Source organism: Streptomyces sp. NPDC059443 (genome assembly GCF_042750105.1).
Lineage (GTDB): Bacteria > Actinomycetota > Actinomycetes > Streptomycetales > Streptomycetaceae > Streptomyces.
This window is the reverse complement of the sequence record NZ_JBHYVM010000012.1, coordinates 24770-48753: the sequence shown is the minus strand read 5'-3', so window position 1 is coordinate 48753 and position 23984 is coordinate 24770. Positions and strand designations below refer to the sequence as shown.

General features: G+C 71.5%; 18 protein-coding genes and 1 riboswitch. Of the genes, 8 read left to right on the top strand and 10 right to left on the bottom strand.

The window, feature by feature from the left end:
* The first annotated feature begins 107 nt into the window (after positions 1–107).
* A riboswitch (cobalamin riboswitch) is annotated at positions 108–189 on the top strand.
* 53 nt (positions 190–242) lie between these two features.
* Together cobN and ACFXDJ_RS14215 are read left to right on the top strand one after the other, a co-directional pair.
* Positions 243–3869, top strand: a complete 3627-nt coding sequence (gene cobN / locus ACFXDJ_RS14220) for a cobaltochelatase subunit CobN (RefSeq protein ID WP_384659003.1) — start codon at positions 243–245, stop codon at positions 3867–3869.
* A gap of 29 nt (positions 3870–3898) precedes the next feature.
* Complete coding sequence (locus ACFXDJ_RS14215) at positions 3899–4372, top strand: hemerythrin domain-containing protein (protein WP_384659005.1); 474 nt, start codon at positions 3899–3901, stop codon at positions 4370–4372.
* A gap of 25 nt (positions 4373–4397) precedes the next feature.
* Here the strand turns inward: ACFXDJ_RS14215 and ACFXDJ_RS14210 are convergent, their stop codons facing one another.
* Positions 4398–4622 carry a hypothetical protein gene (locus tag ACFXDJ_RS14210; protein ID WP_384659021.1) on the bottom strand — a complete coding sequence of 75 codons (225 nt, stop codon included), beginning with the start codon at positions 4620–4622 and terminating at the stop codon, positions 4398–4400.
* A 227-nt stretch (positions 4623–4849) separates the two neighbouring features.
* On the opposite strand from ACFXDJ_RS14210, the gene aroD reads away from it, so the two are divergent.
* Positions 4850–5578 (top strand): type I 3-dehydroquinate dehydratase, encoded by a 729-nt coding sequence (aroD, locus tag ACFXDJ_RS14205; protein WP_384659008.1) that lies wholly within the window; start codon positions 4850–4852, stop codon positions 5576–5578.
* A 216-nt stretch (positions 5579–5794) separates the two neighbouring features.
* On the top strand, positions 5795–8029 hold the full coding sequence (locus ACFXDJ_RS14200; protein ID WP_384659011.1) for a germacradienol/geosmin synthase: 2235 nt from the start codon (positions 5795–5797) through the stop codon (positions 8027–8029).
* Here the strand turns inward: ACFXDJ_RS14200 and ACFXDJ_RS14195 are convergent.
* The 7 genes from ACFXDJ_RS14195 to ACFXDJ_RS14165 all read right to left on the bottom strand — a co-directional run bounded on the left by ACFXDJ_RS14195 (position 8026) and on the right by ACFXDJ_RS14165 (position 17863).
* The gene (locus ACFXDJ_RS14195) at positions 8026–9261 is read right to left on the bottom strand and encodes a GNAT family N-acetyltransferase (RefSeq protein ID WP_384659013.1); all 1236 of its coding nucleotides are present in this window, start codon (positions 9259–9261) and stop codon (positions 8026–8028) included. The two genes, ACFXDJ_RS14200 and ACFXDJ_RS14195, sit on opposite strands and share 4 nt — an antisense overlap.
* A gap of 59 nt (positions 9262–9320) precedes the next feature.
* Complete coding sequence (locus tag ACFXDJ_RS14190; protein WP_384659015.1) at positions 9321–10592, bottom strand: YncE family protein; 1272 nt, start codon at positions 10590–10592, stop codon at positions 9321–9323.
* A 154-nt stretch (positions 10593–10746) separates the two neighbouring features.
* Positions 10747–11910, bottom strand: a complete 1164-nt coding sequence (locus ACFXDJ_RS14185) for an XdhC family protein (RefSeq protein WP_384659017.1) — start codon at positions 11908–11910, stop codon at positions 10747–10749.
* A gap of 83 nt (positions 11911–11993) precedes the next feature.
* Positions 11994–13454: an NCS2 family permease gene (locus ACFXDJ_RS14180; RefSeq protein WP_384659019.1), complete on the bottom strand. Its 1461-nt coding sequence runs from the start codon at positions 13452–13454 to the stop codon at positions 11994–11996.
* Positions 13455–13950: 496 nt separating this feature from the next.
* Positions 13951–16353, bottom strand: coding sequence for a xanthine dehydrogenase family protein molybdopterin-binding subunit (locus ACFXDJ_RS14175; RefSeq protein ID WP_384652554.1), 2403 nt, complete (start codon positions 16351–16353; stop codon positions 13951–13953).
* 2 nt (positions 16354–16355) lie between these two features.
* Positions 16356–16964 carry a (2Fe-2S)-binding protein gene (locus tag ACFXDJ_RS14170; protein ID WP_384652552.1) on the bottom strand — a complete coding sequence of 203 codons (609 nt, stop codon included), beginning with the start codon at positions 16962–16964 and terminating at the stop codon, positions 16356–16358.
* Positions 16965–16966: 2 nt separating this feature from the next.
* Positions 16967–17863: an FAD binding domain-containing protein gene (locus ACFXDJ_RS14165; protein WP_384652550.1), complete on the bottom strand. Its 897-nt coding sequence runs from the start codon at positions 17861–17863 to the stop codon at positions 16967–16969.
* A gap of 254 nt (positions 17864–18117) precedes the next feature.
* Between ACFXDJ_RS14165 and ACFXDJ_RS14160 the strand changes: the two genes are divergently transcribed.
* The gene (locus ACFXDJ_RS14160) at positions 18118–19797 is read left to right on the top strand and encodes a PucR family transcriptional regulator (RefSeq protein ID WP_384652547.1); all 1680 of its coding nucleotides are present in this window, start codon (positions 18118–18120) and stop codon (positions 19795–19797) included.
* A 166-nt stretch (positions 19798–19963) separates the two neighbouring features.
* The gene (locus tag ACFXDJ_RS14155) at positions 19964–20740 is read left to right on the top strand and encodes a hypothetical protein (protein ID WP_384652545.1); all 777 of its coding nucleotides are present in this window, start codon (positions 19964–19966) and stop codon (positions 20738–20740) included.
* Between the two features lie 85 nt (positions 20741–20825).
* Here the strand turns inward: ACFXDJ_RS14155 and ACFXDJ_RS14150 are convergent, their stop codons facing one another.
* Positions 20826–21476 carry a GntR family transcriptional regulator gene (locus ACFXDJ_RS14150; protein ID WP_384652544.1) on the bottom strand — a complete coding sequence of 217 codons (651 nt, stop codon included), beginning with the start codon at positions 21474–21476 and terminating at the stop codon, positions 20826–20828.
* Positions 21477–21630: 154 nt separating this feature from the next.
* On the opposite strand from ACFXDJ_RS14150, the gene ACFXDJ_RS14145 reads away from it, so the two are divergent.
* Positions 21631–22488 carry a (2Fe-2S)-binding protein gene (locus ACFXDJ_RS14145; RefSeq protein WP_384652542.1) on the top strand — a complete coding sequence of 286 codons (858 nt, stop codon included), beginning with the start codon at positions 21631–21633 and terminating at the stop codon, positions 22486–22488.
* Here ACFXDJ_RS14145 and ACFXDJ_RS14140 read toward each other — a convergent pair.
* Entirely contained in the window at positions 22460–22813 is a 354-nt protein-coding gene (locus ACFXDJ_RS14140) for a hypothetical protein (protein ID WP_384652540.1), read from the bottom strand. The genes ACFXDJ_RS14145 and ACFXDJ_RS14140 overlap by 29 nt on opposite strands.
* 266 nt (positions 22814–23079) lie before the next feature.
* On the opposite strand from ACFXDJ_RS14140, the gene ACFXDJ_RS14135 reads away from it, so the two are divergent.
* Positions 23080–23984, top strand: a 905-nt coding sequence (locus ACFXDJ_RS14135; RefSeq protein WP_384849104.1) for a DUF2637 domain-containing protein, incomplete at its 3' end; no start/stop codon positions are given.

Genomic DNA, 23984 nt, shown 5'->3' with positions numbered 1-23984 from the left:
AACCCCCGTCCCGCCCCCCCCCCCCCCCCCACCCACCCCCCCCCCCCCCCACACACCCCCCCCCCCCACCCCCCCCCCCCCCCCCATCGCCGAGGACGGCGACATGGGAGGAAGCCCGGTGCGAATCCGGCGCGGTCCCGCCACTGTGAATCCGCGAGGCCAGCCGGCCGCCGGATGAGTCAGGAACTCCCGCCGTCCTCACTGCCCGGGGCGCGGAAACCCCGAGGAAGGCCTGCCGCCGCATGATCCTGCTGCTGTCGACGTCCGACACCGATCTGCTCAGCGCTCGCGCCGCGAACACGGCGGACGGCCCCGTCCCGTACCGGTTCGCGAACCCCTCCCGCCTTCCCCTCGACGACCTCCCCGGTCTCCTCGACGGCGTCGACCTGGTCGTCGTACGCCTCCTCGGGGGCCTGCGTGCCTGGCAGGACGGCCTGGATCTGCTCCTCGCCCCGTCCCAGACCCGTCCGGTGGTCGTCCTGACCGGCGAACAGGCCCCCGACGCGCAGCTGATGGAGGCCTCCACCGTCCCGATCGGCATCGCCGCCGAGGCCCACGGCTACCTCGCCCACGGCGGGCCGGCCAACCTGGACCAGCTGGCGCGCTTCCTCTCCGACACCGTGCTGCTGACCGGCCACGGTTTCGAGCCCCCGGCCGCCTCGCCCACCTGGGGCCCGCTGGAGCGCACCGCGCGGCAGGCCCCGCGTGAGGCAGTCCCGCGGGTCGCCGTGCTGTACTACCGCGCGCACCAGATGAGCGGCAACACCGCCTTCGTCCACACGCTCTGCGAGGCGATCGAGGCCCACGGGGCCCAGCCGCTCCCCCTCTTCGTCTCCTCCCTCCGCACGCCGGAGCCGGAGCTGATCGCCGAGCTGGAGTCCGTGGACGCGGTCATCACGACCGTCCTGGCCGCCGGCGGCACCAAGCCCGCCACCGCCTCGGCGGGCGGTGACGACGAGTCCTGGGACGCGGGCGCGCTGGCCGGCCTCGGGGTGCCGATCCTCCAGGCCCTGTGCCTGACCGGTTCGCGCAGCGCCTGGGAGGAGAACGACGAGGGGCTGTCCCCGCTCGACGCCGCCACCCAGGTCGCCGTCCCGGAGTTCGACGGCCGTCTGATCACCGTCCCGTTCTCCTTCAAGGAGCTGGACGAGGACGGTCTGCCCGCCTACGTCGCCGACCCCGAGCGGGCCGCCCGCGTGGCCGGGATCGCCGTGCGCCACGCCCGGCTGCGGCACATCGAGCGCCGCGACAAGAAGATCGCGCTGGTCCTCTCCGCGTACCCCACCAAGCACTCCCGCATCGGCAACGCGGTCGGCCTCGACACCCCGGCCAGCGCCGTGGAGCTGCTGCGCACGCTCATCGCGGGCGGCTACGACTTCGGCCCCGTGGAGGACGTCCCGGGTCTGGTCTCCGGTGACGGCGACGAGCTGATCCGCGCCCTGATCGAGGCCGGCGGCCACGACCAGGACTGGCTCACCGAGGAGCAGCTGGCCCGCAACCCGGTCCGCATCCCGGCGGCCGACTACAAGCGCTGGTTCGCCGAGCTCCCCGCCGAGCTGCGCGAAAGCGTCGAGCAGCACTGGGGCGAGGCCCCGGGCAACATGTTCGTGGACCGCTCGGCCAACCCGGAGGGCGACATCGTCCTGGCGGCCCTGCGCCGCGGGAACCTGCTGATCCTGATCCAGCCTCCGCGCGGCTTCGGCGAGAACCCGATCGCGATCTACCACGACCCGGACCTGCCGCCCTCGCACCACTACCTGGCCGCGTACCGCTGGATCCAGGCCCGCGCCGAGGACGGCGGTTTCGGCGCCGACGCGATGATCCACCTGGGCAAGCACGGCAACCTGGAATGGCTGCCGGGCAAGAACGCCGGCCTGTCGGCGGCCTGCGCGCCCGATGCCGCACTCGGCGACCTGCCGCTCATCTACCCGTTCCTGGTCAACGACCCGGGCGAGGGCACCCAGGCCAAGCGCCGCGTGCACGCCACCCTGGTCGACCACCTGGTGCCGCCGATGGCGCGCGCGGAGTCGTACGGAGACATCGCGCGGCTGGAGCAGCACCTGGACGAGTACGCCCAGATCTCGGCGATGGACCCGGCCAAGCTGCCGGCCATCCGCGCGCAGATCTGGACGCTGATCCAGGCGGCGAAGCTGGACCACGACCTGGGTCTGGAGCAGCGTCCGGACGACGACGGCTTCGACGACTTCCTGCTGCACGTCGACGGCTGGCTGTGCGAGATCAAGGACGCCCAGATCCGCGACGGCCTGCACGTCCTGGGCGGCGCCCCGACCGGCGACGCCCGCGTCAACCTGGTCCTCGCGATCCTGCGCGCCCGCCAGATCTGGGGCGGCACGACGGCGCTCCCGGGTCTGCGCGAGGCGCTCGGCCTGGACGAGTCCGCGGCCACCCGTACCACCGCCGACGAGGCGGAGGAGCAGGCCCGCGCGCTGGTCCAGGCGATGGAGGACGCGAACTGGGCCCCGGAGGCGGTGGCTTCGGTCGCCGCCGGCTTCTCGGCGGACGTGGCGGCCGTACTGGACTTCGCGGCCCGCGAGGTCGTCCCGCGCCTGGCCGGCACCACCGACGAGATCGCCCACGTGGTCAGCGCGCTGGACGGTGCCTTCGTCCCGGCGGGCCCCTCCGGCTCCCCGCTGCGCGGCCTGGTCAACGTGCTGCCGACCGGCCGCAACTTCTACTCGGTCGACCCCAAGGCCGTCCCCTCCCGCCTGGCGTGGGAGACCGGCCAGGCGCTGGCCGACTCGCTGCTGACCCGCTACCGCACGGACAACGGCGAATGGCCCGCCTCCGTGGGCCTGTCCCTGTGGGGCACGAGCGCGATGCGCACCTCGGGCGACGACGTGGCCGAGGCCATGGCGCTGCTGGGCGTGCGCCCGGTCTGGGACGAGGCCTCGCGCCGCGTGACCGGCCTGGAGCCGATCCCGCTCGCCGAGCTCGGCCGCCCGCGCATCGACGTCACCCTGCGCATCTCGGGCTTCTTCCGCGACGCGTTCCCGCACGTCATCGGCCTGCTGGACGACGCGGTACGGCTGGCGGCCTCGCTGGAGGAGCCCGCGGAGGACAACTTCGTACGGGCCCACGCGCAGGCGGACCTGGCCGTGCACGGTGACGAGCGGCGCGCGACCACCCGTATCTTCGGCTCGCGCCCGGGTACGTACGGCGCGGGCATCCTCCAGCTGATCGACTCCCGCGACTGGCGCACGGACGCCGACCTCGCGGAGGTCTACACGGTGTGGGGCGGGTACGCGTACGGCCGGGGTCTCGAAGGGCGCCCGGCGCGCGAGGAGATGGAGACCGCCTACAAGCGGATCACGGTCGCGGCGAAGAACACGGACACCCGCGAGCACGACATCGCCGACTCGGACGACTACTTCCAGTACCACGGCGGCATGGTGGCCACCGTCCGCGCGCTGCGCGGCACGGCCCCCGAGGCGTACATCGGCGACTCGACCCGCCCGGAGACGGTCAAGACGCGCACGCTGGTGGAGGAGACCTCCCGGGTCTTCCGTGCCCGTGTGGTCAACCCGAAGTGGATCGAGGCGATGCGCCGCCACGGTTACAAGGGCGCCTTCGAGCTGGCCGCCACGGTGGACTACCTCTTCGGCTACGACGCCACGACCGGCGTGGTGGCGGACTGGATGTACGACAAGCTGACCGAGACGTACGTCCTGGACCCGGAGAACCGCGCCTTCCTGGAGGAGGCCAACCCCTGGGCCCTGCACGGGATCGCGGAGCGGCTGCTGGAGGCGGAGTCCCGCGGCATGTGGGAGAAGCCGGACCCGCAGGTGCTGGAGGCGCTGCGCCAGGTGTACCTGGACACGGAGGGCAACCTCGAAGGCGAAAGCGAGTAACCGGCTCGCGCCTGGATCACACTGGCCGCATGTGCCACTACTGCGGCTGCCGTGAGATCCCCCTGATCAAGGAGTTCATCGCCGAGCACGAGGCGGTGACGGACGCGGCGGGCGATGCCCTGCGCGCCCTGGACTCCGGGGACATCGCGAGGGCCGGGGCCCTCGTGGCGGACATGACGGCCGTCCTCCTCGCCCACTGGAAGGGCGAGGAGGACGGCCTGTTCGCGGTCATGGAGCAGGACCCCGAGTACGCGGGGTACATCGCGGCCCTGGTCGGGGACCACCGGGAGCTGGCGGCCTTCCTCTCCCGCGCGGACCTGACGGATCCGGCGGACGTCGCCGCGCTGCGCCGCGCGGTGGAGGAGCTCCACCAGCACATCGCGAAGGAGGAGGACGGCCTCTTCCCCGCTTCCCTCACCGCCCTGACGGGCGAGGACTGGGACCTTGCCATCGCGGCCTGGCGCACGGCCCACCCCGGCGGGGACCTGAGGCCCGTCGGGTAGCCGGGCCGGCCCGGCCGAGGAGGCCCTACAGCTTGGTCGTCTGGTTCAGCAGCACCAGAGCGTGCGCCCAACGCGCGAACTTCAGCTGGCCGAAGTCGGCGACGGTCTTCACGCCGAACGCCTCCAGGAGCAGTTCGCCGTCCTTGTCGGTGACGCCCTTGAGCGCGGCGACCGGGGCCGCGAGCACCTCCGCGAGCGGCTTGTCGGCCCACGCCTTGTCCAGCACCTTGTCGAGTTCGATCGCCATGATTGTCCCTCCCGGAACGTCGAAATCTGTACCGATGGCGCAAACCTAGAACAATCGGACAAGCATCCCGCGCTGCGACACCAGCACCTTCGCGCGGGCGCGCGCCCGCCCGCCCCGCGACCAAGGGGCGGGCGGCCCGTCTCGCCGATACCGATTCCGCGTATAATCCGCCGCGTCCGTTATCGGAATCGAATCGGAATCGAAAAGGCAGTGACCAGGAAATGAATTCAATGCGGGCACTTCTGGACGGCGGGATTCCGCTGGTGGCCGTCAGCTTCGACGACTCTGACGCCGAACTGCGCGCGCAGGAGGCGCAGGCGGCCGGCGTGGACGTCGCCGAGCTGCGCGTCGACCGGTACGCGCGGACCGACACGGCACATGTCCTGGCGCAGGTGGACGCGTTCAAGGCCCTGCCGGTCCTGGCCACGCTCCGCTCCCCGCTCGAAGGCGGCGACTGGAAGGGCACCGAGGCCGAGCGCCTCGATCTCTTCCGCGCCCTCGCTCCCCGGGTCCAGGCCGTGGACATCGAGCTTTCGTCCAGGGAAATCCTGACCGGCGTGATCGAGGCGGCCCGCGCGCACGACACGGTGACGATCGTCTCGTACCACAATTTCGAATTCACCCCGGCCACCGAGGAACTCCAGGCCGTCATCGACGAGGCGAAGGGCGCCGGCGCCGACGTGGTCAAGGTGTCGACCATGGTGGAGTCCGAGAGCGACGTACGACGGCTGGCCTCTCTGCTGCTGCGCGCCGGGGCCGACGGGACCCGGCTGATCGTCATCGCCATGGGGGCGACCGGCGCCGTCTCGCGCGTCTTCTTCCCGGCCCTCGGGTCGCTGATCACCTACTCCTTCTTCGGCGCCAGCTCCGCCCCGGGCCAGCTCGACTTCACGGAGACCTCCGGCCTGCTGCGCAAGTTCTACCCGGCGTTCGACCGGCGCAAGTCCGCCGGGGCCTGAGGCCCGCACCGGGGAGGGGAGCGGGACGGCACCGGGCGGGCACCCCCTTCCCCGGCCGCCTCCCCCACCCCTCTACTTGCCAACGGCCCCACGCGCCGCGGAACGGCACCCGTGTCACCTGATGAAGTGAACTCCCCCTTATCCCACCGGCGCCACGGGTAGCCAGCTGTTGATCTCGTGCTTACCGAGACAGACAGACGAAAGGCCCACCCCGCCGTGACGCAGCCGTTCCAACTGCCGGATTTCTACGTGCCCTATCCGGCGCGACTGAACCCCCACCTGGAGAACGCCAGGGCCCACACCAAGAAGTGGGCCCGCGCCTTCGGGATGCTGGAAGGCTCCGGCGTCTGGGAGGAGAGCGACCTCGACTCGCACGACTACGCCCTGCTGTGCTCGTACACCCACCCCGACTGCGACGGCGAAGCACTGTCCCTGGTCACCGACTGGTACGTGTGGGTGTTCTTCTTCGACGACCACTTCCTGGAGATGTACAAACGCTCCCAGGACCGCGCGGGCGCCAAGGCCTACCTCGACCGGCTCGGCGCCTTCATGCCCATGGACCTGGCCGATGGATTCCCCGAGGCCACCAATCCCGTGGAAGCGGGCCTCGCCGACCTGTGGGCCCGTACCGTCCCCGCGATGACGATGGACTGGAGGGAACGGTTCTCCGAATCCACCAGGAACCTCCTCGACGAGTCCATGTGGGAACTCGCCAACATCGACATCGGGCGGGTAGCCAACCCCCTCGAATACATCGAGATGCGCCGCAAGGTGGGCGGCGCCCCCTGGTCGGCCGGGCTCATCGAGTACGTCTCCGCCGAGATCCCGGCGCGGGTCGCCCGGTCCCGTCCGCTCGGGGTGCTGCGCGACGCCTTCGCCGATGCCGTGCACATCAGGAACGACATCTTCTCCTACCAGCGAGAGGTCACCGACGAGGGCGAACTCTCCAACGCAGTCTTGGTGTTGGAGACCTTCCTCGGCTGCACCACCCAGGAGGCCGCCGAAGCCTCCAACGACCTCCTCACCTCCCGGCTCCACCAGTTCGAGCAGACCGCACTGACCGAACTCCCCCAGCTCTTCGCCGACCGGGCCATGACCCCGGCGGAGATCGGCGCCGTCCTCGCCTACGCCAAGGGCCTCCAGGACTGGCAGTCCGGCGGCCACGAATGGCACATGGTCTCCAGCCGGTACATGAACGAGGAGGCCCGCCCCACCGCCCCGCTCACCCTGCCCTTCCTGCCCTCCGGCCTCGGCACCACCGCCCTCGACCTGCGCTCGATCCTCGCCCCGCGCGCCCTGGAACTGCGCCGCCGCTCCTTCACCCACGTCCCCTTCGAGCACACCGGCCCGTCCGTCGTCCCGGACGTCTACATGCCGTTCCCGCTCACCCTCAGCCCGCACCACGCCCGCGCCCGCGAGGAATCCGTCGCGTGGGCCCGGGAGATGGGGCTCGTCCACCCGCAGCCCGGGGACCCCGGCTCGGCGATCTGGAACGAGGAGAAACTGCGCGGCTACGACTTCGCGCTCTGCTCGGCCGGCATCGACCCCGACGCCACCCCCGAGGCCCTGGCCCTCAACGCCTGCTGGCTGACCTGGGGCACGTACGGGGACGACTACTACCCGGTGGTCTTCGCGCAGGCCAAGAACCTGCCGGCCGCCAAGGCCACCACCGCCCGGCTCATCGCCATGATCCCGGTGGACCACGCAGAGCAGGCGCAGGCAGCGACCGCGATGGAACGTTCCCTCGGCGACCTGTGGGTGCGCACCAGCCAGGACATGTCCCCCGGGGTCCGGGCGGAGTTCCGGGCCACGCTCGTGAACATGCTGGAGAGCTGGCTGTGGGAGATGGAGAACCAGATCCAGAACCGCATCCCCGACCCGGTGGACTACGCCGAGATGCGCCGCCACACCTTCGGCTCCCACCTCACCATGTACCTGTGCCGGCTCGGACAGGCGGGCCGGGGCATTCCCGACGAGATCTACGCCTCCGGCACCATCCGCTCCCTGGAGAACGCGGCCGCCGACGCCGCCTGCCTGATGAACGACGTCTTCTCCTATCAGAAGGAGGTGGAGGTCGAGGGCGAGGTCCACAACTACGTGCTCGTCACCCGCAACTTCTTCGACATCGGCTACCCCGAGGCCCTGCACATCTGCCACTCGCTGATGACGCAGCGCACCGAGGAGTTCGAACACATCGTGGCGAACCAGCTGCCGCTGCTCTACGAGGACTGGCAGTTGGACGCGGGGGCACGGGCCGGACTCGACGCGTACGTGGGCGAGTTGAAGGACTGGCTCGCCGGAATCCTCAACTGGCACGAGAAGACCAGGCGTTACCGTGAGGAGGACCTCCACCGGCTGGGTGACGGGATCTCCACCGGCGTCCTGAGCTCTGCCTTCGGCATGTCGGCTGCCCGGATCTCGCTGCCCGCCCCCGCCGCGCCCCAGCTCTAGAACTCGTCCGCCGTGTGCGGCAGCAGCACGGTGCGCAGCCCCGCGTCCAGGGCTGCCGCCGCGCCGGGGGCGTGCTCCGCCACCAGCCCGGCCGCGACCAGCTCGACGGCCCGGGTCCCGCCCAGGTAGCAGGCCGCGAGCTCCCGTACGTCCAGGGTCAGATCCGGGTCCTGCCCGTCGGCGGGCTCGTACGCCGCCCCGTGCGGCCCCGCCTTCAGCCGGAACCGCCCCGCGTTCGCGGGCAGCCGTACGTCGGTCAGTTCCAGTACGAGTTCCACGGGCGCGGCCCACGACCGGCCGGTCAGCGCCGCCCCTACGTCGACGAGCCGCAGCCAGAGCGCGGGGAACGCGGCGGTGACCCTGACCTGGTCCCGGTCGGCGGCGAAGTGCAGCAGCGGGTCGTCGGCCGGGCGGCCCCACGCGCGGACCCGGCCGGTGAGGTCGAGGGAGGCCAGGCACTCCCACAGCGCGGCGGCCACCGTCGGGGTGTCCGCCTCCAGCTCGTAGACCTGGACCTCGCCCGGGGTGCGGGAGGGACCGCTGTCGTCCTCGGGCTTGGTGCGGTAGAGGACGTAGCCCGCGACCGGTTCGCCCGGCTCCCCCAGGACGATGATCCGGGGCGGGCTCAACTCCTCGTCCTCCTCGTCCTGTTCGGTCAACCATTCCTCGGTCCACCGCCACTCGCCCCGGGTCGGCCGGCCGGCCCGGGTCGCACGGGCCGCCTCGTGGTACGGGCCGATCACGGCGACCGCCTCCTCGGGATCGACCAGGCGCAGCGGCCGCCGGTCCGCTTCGATGCGCAGGGCCAGCGGCCGGGTGGAGTCGATCTCGATGGTGGCGCCCTGGGTGGCGCTGCCGTAGCCGAAGCGCCCGTAGATGGCGGCCTCGGAGGCCCACAGGGCGGCGATCGGGCTGCCCGCCGCCCCGGCCCGGCGCAGCATCTCGCCCATGAGGGAGGTCAGCACGCCCCGGCGGCGGTGGGTGGGGGAAACGGAGACGAAGGTGAGCCCGGGGCAGGGCAGGTCCGCCCCGGGCACCGAGAGCCGGAAGTCGTGCGCGGCCATGAAGCCGACCAGCGCTTGCCCGTCGTAGGCACCGATGCGCGTGCAGTGGAGGAGCATGTCGTGGTGGCGTTCGCGCGCCTCCTTCTCGGGCCGGTCGTGAAAGACCAGGTACGCGAGCTCCAGAGCGCGGTCGATATCGGACTCGGGCACCTCGCGAATGTCCACCATGATCGGGAGACTAATAGGTCATCGCGGACCAGTCACCTCAAAATGACCCCGTTTGCCGGTCAGGGCGCCGTCGGCCCGGTCCAGCCGGCCGGAACGTGCCCGAGCCGCACGCGCTGCGGGTGGTCGCCGACGGGTACGGAGACCCGCTTGGCGCCGGTGGCGAAGTCGATGGCCGTCACCCGGTCGGCGCCGCTCTCGGAGATCACACAGCCGGCCCCGTCGCCGTCCACGGTGGCCCAGTACGGCTTGACGGCCGGCACCAGGGGACCCGGCTCCAGGGTGGCCCGGTCCACGACCGTCGCGTAGTCGTCCATGGTCCCCGCGATGCAGAGCTTGGCCCCGTCGGGGCTCATGGACATGCCGTGGTGCCGGGAGTCGTTGACCCAGGTGGTGCGGTCGGTGCTGGTGGCCGGGTTCACGGGGAGGGTCTTGACCCGGGTGATCCGGTCGGCGGCCACGTCGTACTCGACGAACCCGTTGAAGAACGACACCTGGAAGTACAGCTTCGACTCGTCGGGACTGAAGGACATGGGGCGCACCGCGTCGGAGAGGTCGGAGCGCCCGAACGCGTCGAGGCGTGCGCGCATGTCGATCACCCGGACCGTGCGGAAGGTCTGCGCGTCGACGACGGTGATCTTCCGGTCGCCCTTCGTCCAGTCCAGCCAGGGCGCGTCGAGGGCGGAGGTCACGTCACCGATGGAGCTGTTCCACAGGAAGCGGCCGCCCTGGGTGAAGGTGTTCTCGTGCGGCTTGTCGCCGGTGGCGAAGGAGCCGACCTGGCGCCCGCTCGCGATGTCGAGGACGTGCACGGTGTTGGCGGTGGACGCGGAGACGGCCACGCGCGTGCCGTCCGGGGAGACCGCCATGTGGTCGGCCCGGTAACCGGCCACCGGGAAGCGCCAGTTGATCCGGCCGGTCCGCACGTCGATGGAGACGACGTCGGCGAAGCTGGGGCGGGAGGCGACGACGGCGGAGCCGTCGGGGGTGGTGTACATGTCGTCCACGAACTGGTCGTGACCTTCACCCGCCGTGGCCCGGATGCCCAGGAAGTAGCCGAGCTTCACGGGGTTGAGGTAGATCTCCCGGAGCCGCTCCTCCTTGTCGGGGATCACATTGATCCGGCCCACCTTGGCGAGGTCCCCGGTGGAGGCGAGGACATCGGCGGTGCCCTCCCAGTTGTTGCCCACGAACAGCACCTCGCGCAGCCCCGGGCCGGCGGCCTCGGCGCCCGCCGCGGGCACGGGACCCGTCACCAGGGCGGCGGCGATCAGGGCGGCCAGGCCCGCCATGGCCGACAGGGCGCGGCGGGTACGTAAGGGAGTGGCAGACATCCGGTCAACTCCGTTGCGGGGAGACGCTGTTACCGGCGGGTAAAATAGGCCCAACGCCGAAAGGACGCAACCCTCGCGGGTCGCGCCCTTTCTCACCGTGTTACAGCTCGCCACCGTGTCACAGCTCGCCGGCGCGGTCAGCGCCGCCGGCGCTTCAAGCGACGGAACCGATCCTGCTGATCACCGTCTTCGAGAGGTCCGGGTGGATGGGGATGTGCGCGCCGGTCAGGGCCACGCCCGTACCGCCGCGCCGGTTGGCGACGATCTCGGCGGCGATGGACAGCGCGGTCTCCTCCGGGGAGCGGGCGCCGAGGTCCAGGCCGATCGGGGAACGCAACCGGGCCAGTTCGATCTCGGTCACGCCGACCTCGCGGAGCCGCTTGTTGCGGTCCTCGTGGGTGCGGCGGGAGCCCATGGCGCCGACGTAGGCGACGGGAAGCTTGAGGGCCAGTTCGAGGAGCGGGACGTCGAACTTGGCATCGTGGGTGAGCACGCACAGGACGGTCCGGCCGTCGAGGACGCCGGCTTCGGCCTGCTCCTCCAGGTAGCGGTGGGGCCAGTCGACCACGATCTCGTCCGCTTCGGGGAAACGGTTCCGCGTGGCGAACACGGGCCTCGCGTCGCACAGGGTCACCCGGTAGCCGAGGAACTTGCCGATCCGCACCAGGGCGGACGCGAAGTCGATGGCGCCGAAGACGATCATCCGGGGCGGCGGGACGCTGGACTCGACCAGCACCTTGAGCGGCTCTCCGCAGAGCCGGCCGTCCGCGCCGATCTCCAGCACGCCGGTCCGGCCGGCGTCGAGCATGGCGCGGGCCTCGTCGGCGATGGTGCGGTCCAGCTCGGGGTGTCCGCCGAAGCCGCCCTCGTGGCCGCCTTCCCCGCGGACGAGTACGGCGCGGCCCAGCAGTTCGGCCGGGCCTTCGGCGATCCGCGCGACCGCCGCCGCCTCCCCCCGGGCCGCGGCGGCCAGCGCGGCCGCGAACACCTCCCGTACGGGAGAGTCCACGGGGATCGGGGTGACCAGGATGTCGATGATCCCGCCGCAGGTCAGACCTACCGCGAAGGCATCGTCGTCGCTGTAGCCGAAGCGCTCGCGGACGGTCTCGCCGTCCTCCAGCGCCTGCCGGCACAGCTCGTACACCGCGCCCTCCACGCATCCACCGGAAACCGAACCGATGGCCGTGCCTTCGCCGTCGACGGCGAGGGCCGCTCCGGGCTGCCGGGGAGCGCTGCCGCCCACCGCCACGACCGTGGCGACGGCGAAGTCGCGTCCCTGCTCGACCCACCGGTTGAGTTCTTCGGCGATGTCCAGCATTGCGGCCTCCTCGGAAGGATTCGGTTTCCAGTATCGGATACGTGGAGGGTGCGGTTACGTACTACCGATCAGGTCCGGCGGGATCAGCCGACCCCGAGCCAGCCCTCGATCGGGTGCAGGGCGTAGAAGACCACGAAGATCGCGGTCAGACCCCACATGAAGCCGCCGATCTCACGGGCCTTGCCCTGAGCGATCTTGATGGCGACGAAGGAGATGACACCAGCGGCGACACCAGCGGTGATCGAGTAGGTGAACGGCATGATCACGACGGTCAGGAAGACCGGGATCGCGGTCGCGCTGTCGGCCCAGTCCACGTGGCGGGCGTTCTGCATCATCATCGCGCCGATGACGACCAGGGCCGCGGAGGCGACCTCACCCGGGACGATCTGCGTGATCGGGGTGAAGAAGAGGCAGGCGGCGAAGAACAGGCCGGTGACGACGGAGGCGAGACCCGTGCGGGCGCCCTCGCCCACGCCGGTGGCCGACTCGACGAACACGGTCTGACCGGAGCCACCCGCGATGCCACCGATGGCGCCACCGGCACCGTCGATGAACAGCGCCTTGGACAGACCCGGCATGCGGCCCTTGTCGTCGGCGAGCTTGGCCTCGGTGCCGACGCCGATGATGGTGGCCATCGCGTCGAAGAAGCCGGCGAGCACCAGGGTGAAGACGATCATGCCGACCGTCATGTAGCCGACGTCGCCCCAGCCGCCGAACGAGACGTGGCCGAAGAGCGAGAAGTCCGGCATCGAGACCGCGGAGCCGGTCAGCTCCGGCGGGCCGCTCTTCCAGGCCTTCGGGTCGATGTCCGCCACGGCGTTCACGATGGCGGCCAGAACGGTTCCGCCGACGATGCCGATCAGGATCGCGCCGGGGACCTTGCGTGCCTGCAGCATGAAGATGGTGAGCAGGGTGATGCAGAAGATCAGGACGGGCCAGCCGGCGAGTTCACCGACGGAGCCGAGCTGAACGGGGGGACCGAACTCCGGCCCCCGGCCGACGAAGCCGGCCTTCACCAGGCCGATGAGGGCGACGAACATGCCGATGCCCATGGTGATGGCGTGCTTGAGCGCCAGCGGGATCGCGTTCATGATCATCTCTCGGAGGCCGGTGACGACCAGGAGACAGATCACGACGCCGTAGACCACGCACATGCCCATGGCCTGCGGCCAGGTCATCTGGGGGGCTACCTGCGAGGCCAGCACGCCGGATACGGAGAGACCGGCGGCGAGCGCGAGCGGGACCTTGCCGACGAAGCCCATGAGGAGCGTCGTGACGGCTGCGGCGAACGCCGTGGCGGTGATGATCGCCGAAGCGGCCATGGTGTGGCCGGCGACGTCCTTGCCCGAGAGGAGCAGAGGGTTCAGCAGGAGGATGTAAGCCATGGCCATGAAGGTCGTGATACCGCCACGAACTTCGTTGCCGATCTTGGATCCACGCTGCGATATGAAGAAGTACCGGTCGAGCCAAGACGCTCCGGCGGAGGGAGAGCCGTCGCCGGCCTCTTCCGCACTCGTCTTCGGCTCCACAGAGGACTGGGTCATGGTGCCTAACTCCCAAGGTTCAAAGGGGCACCCGCATAAAGATTGGAGACACGGGATTTGGGAAACTGCGTTGGCTGCACGACCCGGGGTGACGGCCCGAGGCGACGCGAGATGTGCACTGCGTGTACTGCGGGTACTGCGGGGGTTCGCGGTACTGGGGGAGACACCAGGGGGTGATGGGTGCTACCCGGGGTTACTGCTGGTTTTGCTGGTCCTGCCGGTTTTGCTGGTCCTGCTGGTTTGCTGGTCCTGCTGGGGTGCTGCCGGTGAAAACTGACCGCGAGCGGTGCGGCCCTGATGACTCCGGACTTACTGCTCCGGGCGGTGCGGCTGGAATTGTGACGTTCCCGTGTCACACCGCCCGGAAATCTGTGGGGGGGGGGGGGGGGGGGGGCCCCCCCCCCCCCCCCCCGCGCCGGGGGCGGGCGGGGGGGCGGAGCGGCGGCGTCGGTGTGTGGTGTTGGTAATACGGGGGCGCCCCCCGGACCACTCCGTCCTAGAGGGTGCCGGTGAGGGCTTCCGGACGGATCGGCGTCTTGTTGATCTCCAGACCGGTCGCCGCCCGGATCGCCGCGATGACGGCCGGGGTGGACGAGAGGGTCGGGGCCTCGCCCATGCCGCGCAGGCCGTACGGGGCCTTCGGGTCGGCGAGCTCCAGGACGTCGACCGGGATGGTCGGGGTGTCGAGGATGGTCGGGATCAGGTAGTCCGTGAAGGAGGGGTTGCGCACCTTCGCGGTCTTCGGGTCCACGATGATCTCTTCCATGATCGCGACGCCCAGGCCCTGAGTGGTACCACCCTGGATCTGGCCGACCACGGAAAGCATGTTCAGCGCCTTGCCGACGTCCTGGGCGGTCGCCAGCTCGACGACCTTGACGAGGCCGAGCTCGGTGTCCACCTCCACGACCGCGCGGTGCGCGGCGAAGGTGTACTGGACGTGGCCGTTGCCCTGGCCGGTGACCAGGTCGAAGGGCTCGGTCGGCGCGTGACGGAACTCGAGTTCGAGGTCGATCGCCTCGTCCTCCAGGATGTCGGCGATGTCCGCGAGGACCTCGCCGCCGTCGGTGACGACCTTTCCGCCTTCGAGCAGCAGCTCGGCCGTGGCCCACGCGGGGTGGTACGAGCCGTTCTTGCGGCGGCCGATCTCCAGGAGCGCCTCGCGGACGGCCTCACAGGTGTTCTTCACGGCGCCACCGGTCATGTACGTCTGCCGGGAGGCGGACGTGGAACCGGCGGAGCCGACCTGCGTGTCGGCCGGGTGGATGGTCACCTGCGTGACGCCCAGCTCGGTACGGGCGATCTGCGTGTGGACGGTGATACCGCCCTGACCGACCTCCGCCATGGCCGTGTGGACCATCGCGACGGGCTCGCCGTTGATGACCTCAAGGCGCACGCGGGCGGTCGAGTAGTCGTCGAAGCCCTCGGAGAAGCCGACGTTCTTGATGCCGACCGCGTAGCCGACGCCCCGGACGACGCCTTCACCGTGGGTGGTGTTGGAGAGGCCGCCGGGCAGTGCGCGGACGTCCGCGCCCTCGCCGGCCGTCTCCCACTGGCGCTCGGGCGGCAGCGGGCGGGCCTTGACCCGGCGCAGCAGCTCGGCGACGGGTGCCGGAGCGTCCACGACCTGGCCGGTCGGCATGACCGTGCCCTGAGACATGGCGTTGAGCTGGCGGAACTCGACCGGGTCCATGCCCAGCTTCGCCGCGAGCTTGTCCATCTGGGCCTCGTAGGCGAAGCAGGCCTGGACGGCGCCGAAGCCGCGCATCGCGCCACAGGGCGGGTTGTTCGTGTAGAGCGCGATCGCCTCGATGTCCACGTCCTCCAGGACGTACGGACCCACCGAGAGCGAGGAGGCGTTGCCCACGACCGCCGGGGAAGCGGACGCGTACGCGCCGCCGTCCAGGACGATCTTGCACTTCATGTGCGTGAGCTTGCCGTCCTTGGTGGCGCCGTGCTCGTAGTAGAGCTTCGCCGGGTGACGGTGCACGTGGCCGAAGAAGGACTCGAAGCGGTTGTAGACGATCTTGACCGGCTTGTTCGTGGCCAGGGCCAGGAGGCAGGCGTGGATCTGCATCGAGATGTCTTCACGGCCGCCGAAGGCGCCGCCGACGCCCGAGAGCGTCATCCGGATCTTCTCCGGCGGCAGGCCCAGGACCGGGGCGATCTGCTGGAGGTCCGAGTGCAGCCACTGGGTGGCGACGTACAGCTCGACGCCGCCGTCCTCGGTGGGAACGGCCAGACCGGACTCCGGGCCGAGGAAGGCCTGGTCCTGCATGCCGAAGGTGTACTCCCCCTCGACGATGACGTCGGCGCGCTTGCGGGCCTCTTCCACGTTGCCGCGGATGATCGGCTGGCGGTGCACGATGTTCGGGTGCGGGACGTGGCCGATGTGGTGGTCGGTGCGGCCCTCGTGGATCAGCGGCGCGCCCTCGGCGAGGGCGGAGGCCTCGTCCGTGACGAGCGGCAGCTCACGGTAGTCGATCTTGATCTTGGCGGCCGCGCGGCGGGCGGTCTCCGGGTGGTCGGCGGCCACGAGGGCGACCGGCTCACCGTGGTGACGCACCCGGCCGTTGGCGAGAACCGGGGTGTCCTGGATCTCCAGGCCGTAGTTCTTCATCTCGGCCGGCAGGTCGTCGTACGTCAGGACCGAGTACACGCCGGGCATGGCGAGCGCCTCGGAGATGTCGATGGAGACGATCTCGGCGTGGGCGACGGTGCTGCGCAGGGTCTGGCCCCAGAGCATGTCCTCGTGCCACATGTCCGAGGAGTACGCGAACTCTCCGGTGACCTTGAGGGTGCCGTCAGGACGCAGGATGGACTCGCCGATGCCGCCCTTGTTGTGGTTCTGGGTGACGTTCGTCGGCGTGCCGGCGGGCGCGGTGCGGGTGTTCTGAGCCATGGTCAGACCGCCTCTCCCTGACGGGCGGCCGCGAGGCGGACCGCGTCGAGGATCTTCTCGTAGCCCGTGCAGCGGCAGAGGTTGCCGGACAGGGCCTCACGGATGTCCTGGTCGGACGGGGAGGGGTTCTCCTCCAGGAGCGCGTCCGCCTGGATCAGCAGACCCGGGGTGCAGAAACCGCACTGGACGGCGCCGGCGTCGATGAACGCCTGCTGGACGTTGGAGAGCTCCACGCCCTCGCCCGTCTGCGAGTCGCCCGGCTTGGCCTGCCACTGCTTGGCCGCGTCCAGGGAGACGCCGCCCTTGCTGCCGCAGCCGCCTCCGGTGCCGCAGGCACCGCCGTGGCCGTGCTCGTCACGCTGCTTGGCGAACTCCGCCAGGCCTTCGACGGTCACGACGTCGCGACCCTCGACCTGACCGGCCGCGACCAGGCAGGAACAGACCGGCACGCCGTCGAGACGGACCGTGCAGGAACCGCATTCGCCCTGCTCACAGGCGTTCTTCGAACCCGGCAGACCCATGCGCTCGCGCAGGACGTAGAGAAGGGACTCGCCCTCCCAGACGTCGTCGGCTTCCTGCGGACGGCCGTTGACAGTGAAATTGACGCGCATGATTACGCAGCCCCTTCGAGCGAGCGGCCGTTGTTCGAACCGCGGTACTGCTCCCACGTCCAGATGAGCTGGCGGCGAGCCATGATGCCGACCGCGTGGCGGCGGTACTTCGCCGTGCCGCGGACGTCGTCGATCGGGTTGGCCGCGCCGGAAGCGAGCTCACCGAACTGCTTGGCGATCGACGGGGTGATGATCTGGCCGGACTCCCAGAAGCCGCCCTCTTCGAGCGCCGCGTTCAGGAACTCCTCCGCGGCCTTCGCCCGGATCGGGGTCGGCGCGGCCGAACCGATGCCGGTGCGGACCGTGCGCGTCTCGGGGTGCAGCGCCAGGCCGAACGCGCAGACCGCGATGACCATCGCGTTGCGGGAGCCGACCTTGGAGTACTGCTGGGGACCGTCCGCCTTCTTCACGTGGATGGTCTTGATGAGCTCGTCCGCGGCCAGCGCGTTGCGCTTGACGCCGGTGTAGAACTCGTCGATCGGGATCAGCCGGGAGCCGCGTACGGACTCGACCTCGACCTCGGCACCCGCCGCGAGCAGCGCGGGGTGGGAGTCGCCGGCCGGCGAAGCGCAACCGAGGTTGCCGCCGACACCGCCGCGGTTGCGGATCTGCGGGGACGCGACCGTGTGCGAGGCGAGCGCGAGTCCCGGAAGCTCCGTGCGGAGGTTCTCCATGATCTGCGTGTACGGGACGGAGGCGCCCAGACGGACGACGTCCTCGCCGACCTCCCACTCCCGCAGCAGACCGATGCGGTTCAGGTCGAGGAGGTACTCCGGCCGACGGTGATCGAAGTTGATCTCGACCATCACATCGGTGCCACCAGCGATCGGCACAGCTGTGGGGAACTCGGCCTTAGCGGCGAGCGCCTCCTCCCAGCTTGCGGGGCGAAGGAAGTCCATGTGCGGCTCTCTTCTTCGTAATCGGGCCGTTCACTTCAAGCCAGGAGGCCCAAGGGCCCTCGACCGGTCGTTCACGTGCTGTTAACGCGGTGTGGACTCAGTACACAAGCCGCCCGTCCCCCGGGTGCAGTCACCGAAACCATGAAGGAGTTGGCTGGCGCCCTCCCTCGTCTTGTAGATTCGTATGAAAGGCAGGATGCGACGACCTGCCCGATTTCCAACGGCAACATTCGAGACAGATCGGCGGCGACACCATGCGGCTGCGCGCACTGCTGGAAACCGAGGCGCTGGGGCTGCGGCTGCTCGGCGGCGAGGACGAACTCGACCGGACGGTCCGCGGGGTCATGACGACCGACCTGCGCGATCCCAGCCGGTACCTCTCCGGGGGCGAACTCGTCCTCACTGGCCTGGCATGGAGACGAAATTCGGCCGATTCCGAGCCGTTCGTACGAATCCTCGCGAGCGCCGGCGTGGCGGGCCTCGCCGCCGGCGAGGCGGAGCTGGGTGACATCCCCGACGACCTGGTCTCGGCCTGTCTGCGCAACCGTCTTCCGCTGTTCGCTGTGAACGAGGACGTTGCATTCGCCACGATCACCGAATACGTGGTTCGGCAGGTTTCGGGAGAGCGGGCGGGCGATCTGGCGGCCGTCGTGGACCGCCACCGACGGCTCATGACCTCCGGGCCGGCGGGCGGTGGACCCGACGTGGTGCTCGATCTGCTCACCACTGACCTCGATCTCCGGGCCTGGGTGCTCTCGCCCACCGGCCGGCAGATCGCCGGGGCGGGCGAACCGCTGGCGCCGGGCGTGTGCGCGGCGCTGGCGAGTGAACACCTCGCGGCGGTCCGGACGGGCCGACGGGGGCCCCACCGGATCTCCATCCAGGGTATTACCTACTCCCTCTTCCCGATCAGGGGACACGGCCGGGGACCTGCGGGTCCGGCCTCCCGGGACGTGCGCGAGAGCGTGCTCTCGGACTGGCTGCTGGCCGTCGAGGCCGACGCGGGCGACTGGCCGGCCGAGCGGCTCGACCTGCTCCAGGGCGTCACCCAGCTGATCGCCGTCGAGCGGGACCGCCGCGACGCCGCCCGTACGGTGCGCCGCCGGCTCGCCCAGGAGGTGCTGGAGCTGGTCCAGACGGGCGCCCCGCCCGCCGAGATCGCCGCCCGCCTGCGGGTGGCCGCGCCGGTGCTGCTGCCGGGGCTGGGCACCGCCCCGCACTGGCAGGTCGTCGTGGCCCGGGTGGACTGGGACGGCGGGGACATCCCCGGCGGACCCGTCGCCCAGTCGCTGCTGGAGGAAATCCTCGTAGACCCCTCGGTCTCCGGTCCGGAGCCCTCGGACCGGATCGCCGTCGCGCACGCCGGGGACGAGGCGATCGCCCTCGTACCGCTGCCCGCGCCCGCCGGTGAGCCCGGGGACGAGAAGGGCCCCGACACCGCCCTGCACGCCGAGACGCTCCTCGCGGCCGTACGGGACCCCCTCGCGGCCGGGCTCGCCGACGACGGCCGGCTCACGCTGGGCGTCAGCGCGGCCGTGCATTCCGCCGAGGGGCTCCGCGGGGCCCTGGAGGAGGCCAGGCACGCCCGCCGCGTCGCGGCGGCCCGTCCGGGCCGGGTCTGCGCGGCAGGCCACCACGAGCTCGCCTCGCACGTCCTGCTCCTGCCGTTCGTGCCGGACGACGTCCGCCGCGCCTTCACGGCCCGGCTGCTGGACCCGCTGCGGGACTACGACCGCCGCCACCGGGCGGAGCTCATTCCCACCCTCGAAGCGTTCCTGGACTGCGACGGCTCGTGGACCCGCTGCGCGACGCGGCTGCACCTGCACGTCAACACGCTGCGGTACCGGGTCGGGCGAATCGAGCAGTTGACGGCGCGGGACCTGTCCCGGCTGGAGGACAAGCTCGACTTCTTCCTGGCACTGCGGATGAGCTGAGAAGATCCCTTTCCGGGGCATCCCGGGGTCGGGCAGGGGCGGCTGATGATCCGTCCGGACTTTGTGAAAGAGTTCACCCGACCCCTTGGCCGGAGCCGCTGATCCGTGCTCTCATTTCGCCCCAGGGCTCAACGACGTGCTGCTTGGTTGCTTTGGGGAGGGCAATGTGGCGGAAACCGCCATGTCCGGTGCCGGAACTACCGGGGGAGACGACCCCCTCCAGCGGGCGATATGGCGGCTGCGCTCGCGCGGCTGTTGGACCGACGCGGCGGCCCTGCTGACGCCGCACACGCACGATGCCGGAGCCGCCGTGCAGCGGACCTCGCTGCTGGTCGAGCGTTGCCTGTTCACCGGGCAGGGCTGGGCCGAGGCGGAGGACGCGCTGCGGGTGGCCGAAGCCGTCGCCCACGAGGACGACGACCGCGGCGCGGCCGCCTGCGAACGGGGCCACCTGGCCTACGCGGCGACCGTGCTGGGCGTACGGGACCGCGCGGACGAGGCCCGCTCCGCACTGGGCCGTGCGGCGGCCCTGCTGTCCCCGGGGTCCCGGACCCGCCCGCTGCTGGACTTCCGGCGCGGGCTGGTCGCGGAGCACCTCGCGGACGCCCCCCAGTCGGCCCTTCCGGCGTACCGCCGGGCCCACGCGGGGGCGGTCGCCCACGGCGACACCCTGCTGCTGTCCTTCACCTGGCGCCACCTGGCCGCGCTGGCCCTGCGGGACGGCGAGGTGGCCGAGGCCCGCCAGGGCTTCGCGGAATCCCTCCGCATCCGGGAGGACCTGGGCTTCCTGGTGGGCACGGCCCCGGCACTGGCGGCCCTGGCCGAAGCGGAACCCGAACCGGAGGCCACCCGCCTGCGCGCGGAGGCCCGCCGGCTGTTCCACCTCCTGGGCGGCATCCCGACCTGGCTGGCCGACCAGCTCCAGCCGGCCCCGACGGGCTGAACCCGGGCCGGGCCCCCTCGGGGGCCCGGCACTCAGACCCGGCCGTCAGACCCGGTCGTCAGGGCCGATCGCCAGGGCCCTGCCGTCAGAGCCCGACCCGCGAGAGCCCGGCCGCAGCGCGGGCCGGCGACGCGAAGTGGTCGCGGATCAGGGACTCCGCCAGCGGGAGGTCCCCCGCCGACAGGGCGTCGAGCATCGCCGTGTGCTGCGCCGCGTCCGCAGGGAGGTCCGCCCGGGGGAACCGGGTGGGGCCCGAGACCGGCCAGCGGGCCCGGCGGTGGACGTCGTCGGTGACCAGCAGGAGCTGCGAGTTCCCCGACAGGGCCAGGACCGCGCGGTGGAACGCCCGGTCCGCCTCCGCGTACCGGGCGAGATCCCCCGAGGCCGCCGCCTCCGCCGCCGAGGCCGCCGCCGGGCGCATCGCGGCCCAGACCCCGGCCTCGGCCGTACGGGCCAGCTCCAGCATCACCGGGACTTCGAGCAGCGCCCTGACCTCGGCCAGTTCCGCCAGCTGGTCCTGGGTCCGGGGCAGGACCCGGAAGCCCCGGTTCGGGAGGCATTCGACGGCCCCCTCCAGCGCCAGCTGCTGCATCGCCTCGCGGACGGGGGTCGCGGAGACCCCGAACCGCTCTCCCAGTGCCGGGCCGGAGTAGATCTCCCCCTGCACGAGGTCGCCGTCGACCAGCGCCGTGCGCAGGGCCGCGAGGATCTGGCCGCGCACCGAATGGCGCAGCACCTTCCGTGTTTCTTGTTCCGGTACCCGGGCTCGGGCCGTGTTCCGCACTCGGTCCTCCTACGGGTCTAGACCTGACCAGAGAATATCCCGAACCCCCAAGAGATCAGATAAGGTAAGGCTTACCTGTTAACGATCGTGTGATTCGGTGGCCCCCATGCCCGTGCTGACCGTCACGGCCGCCCCGGCCGGCTCTCCGGTGGCGGATGCCTACGCGCGACTGTCCGGGGCCTACGGCGGACTGCGCGTCACCGAGCTCGCCGCGCACGAACCCTCCCCTCGCGGTGCGGGGTGGGTCGGCGCGGAAGAACTCGCGGCGGGCGGCGAGGCCCTGGACGCCTTCCTCGCCTGGGACGAGGCCCAGGTGCTCAGGGACTACGGGCACCGGGCGCGGCCCGACGTGGTGGCCGGCTTCGGGCTGCACCGGTACGCGTGGCCCGCGTGCCTGCTGATCACCATGCCCTGGTTCCTGGACCGCCGGGTGCCCCTGCTCCCCCCGGACCGCGTGGCCTTCCACCGGACCGACGGGCGGATGGCCGTGCGCGTGGAGCCCTTCGCCTGCCTGCCGGACGATCCGGCGGCAGCCCTCCCCGGGGCCCGGGTCGTGCCCGACGAGGAGGCGCTGCGCGAGGAGGTCCGGGCCGCGGTGGCCCAGCACCTGACTCCCGTGCTGGAAGGCTTCGGCCCGCGCATGCGGCGCGGGCGGCGCGCGCTGTGGGCCATGGCGACCGACGAGGTCGTCGAGAGCCTCTGGCACCTCGGCCACCTGCTCGGCGAGGCGGAGGAACGGCGGGCCGTGCGCGAGCTGGAGCTGCTGCTCCCCGGCGCGACGGCCCCGTACACCGGCGGCGCGGGATTCCGTACCCTCCACGGCCCGGGCGGCCGGGAGTTGGCCACCCGCGACCGGGCCGGCTGCTGCTTCCTCTACACGATCCGCCCCGAGGACACCTGCGTCACCTGCCCGCGCACCTGCGACGCGGAGCGCGTCACCCGTCTGACGGCCGCGGCCGGCTGATCATCCAGGGGGCCAGCAGCCCGAAGGGCCACACCAGCCGCTCCCCCGACACCCCGCGGAACCAGGCCCCGACCCGGCCGCAGGACAGGCACATGTCGGTCATCCACCGGCCCGGCACCCCGTCCGCCCGGACGTCCTCGGGGCCCTCCTCCATCGCCATGTCGTCGTCACCGCACCACGGGCACAGGGCGTCGTCGCCCTCGTAGCGGTGGATCTCCTTCAGGGCCGCGTCCGGGCCGGTCCACTGGTGGCCGAGCCAGCCGCAGGACGCGCACTCCCACCACAGCGTGTCGGGCCGCCGCCGCAGCCGCTTCCTCAGCTTCACGAGCGGCTCCTCGCACCGAGGACACCGCACAGCCGTCTCCGCCATCCGAACCCACCCTTCCGACTGACCGCGAATCGAACTCAACCCCGCACGCCCACACGGCAGTTCGACCCGCAACACCCTATCCGGCGGGCTCCGCCCCCCGATGGCGTCCACTTGCCCCGAAACCCGCGTGTGCCCGCCACCGCCTGCGCCACTATGGCGCCCGGAAAGCCGCACCGGCCACAAGCCGACACAGCCGCATACGCGAGGCAAGGGACATCCGCATGAGACTGACCGACATATCGCTGGACTGGCTGCTGCCCGGCAGCCTGCTGATCCTGGGCGTACTTGCGGCAGTGGCGGTACTGGCCCGGGGCAAGCGCGAAGGCGAGAAGGCCGCGGCGGCCGAGGACAGCTGGGAGCGCAGCGAGGAGCGGCGGCGGCGCAAGGAGGCCGTCTACGGGACCGCCTCCTACGTCCTGCTCTTCTGCTGCGCGGCGGTGGCCGCCGCGCTCTCCTTCCACGGACTGGTCGGCTTCGGCCGGCAGAACCTCAACCTCTCCGGAGGCTGGGAGTACTTGGTGCCCTTCGGGCTCGACGGCGCCGCCATGTTCTGCTCGGTGCTCGCGGTCCGCGAGGCCAGCCACGGTGACGCGGCCCTCGGCTCCCGCATGTTGGTCTGGCTGTTCGCCGGCGCGGCCGCCTGGTTCAACTGGGTGCACGCCCCGCGCGGCGCGGGCCACGACGGGGCTCCGCAGTTCTTCTCCGGAATGTCCCTCTCGGCGGCCGTGCTCTTCGACCGGGCCCTCAAGCAGACCCGCCGGGCCGCACTGCGCGAACAGGGCCTGATCCCGCGGCCGTTGCCGCAGATCCGGATGGTCCGCTGGATGCGGGCCCCCCGGGAGACCTTCGGCGCCTGGTCGCTCATGCTGCTGGAGGGGGTGCGCACCCTCGACGAGGCCGTGGACGAGGTGCGTGAGGACAAGAAGGAGAAGGAGCAGGACCGGCACCGCCGTCGGGACCAGCACCGCCTGGACCGGGCGCACATCAAGGCGCTCGGCCGGCAGAACCGGGCGTGGGGGGGGGGGGGGGGGGCCCCCGCGGGGGCCCCAGACCGGGGGGGCGGCGCGCCCGGGGGGGGGGGGGCGGCGGGGGCCGGGGCGGGCCCGCGCGGCCCGGGCCCAGAGGC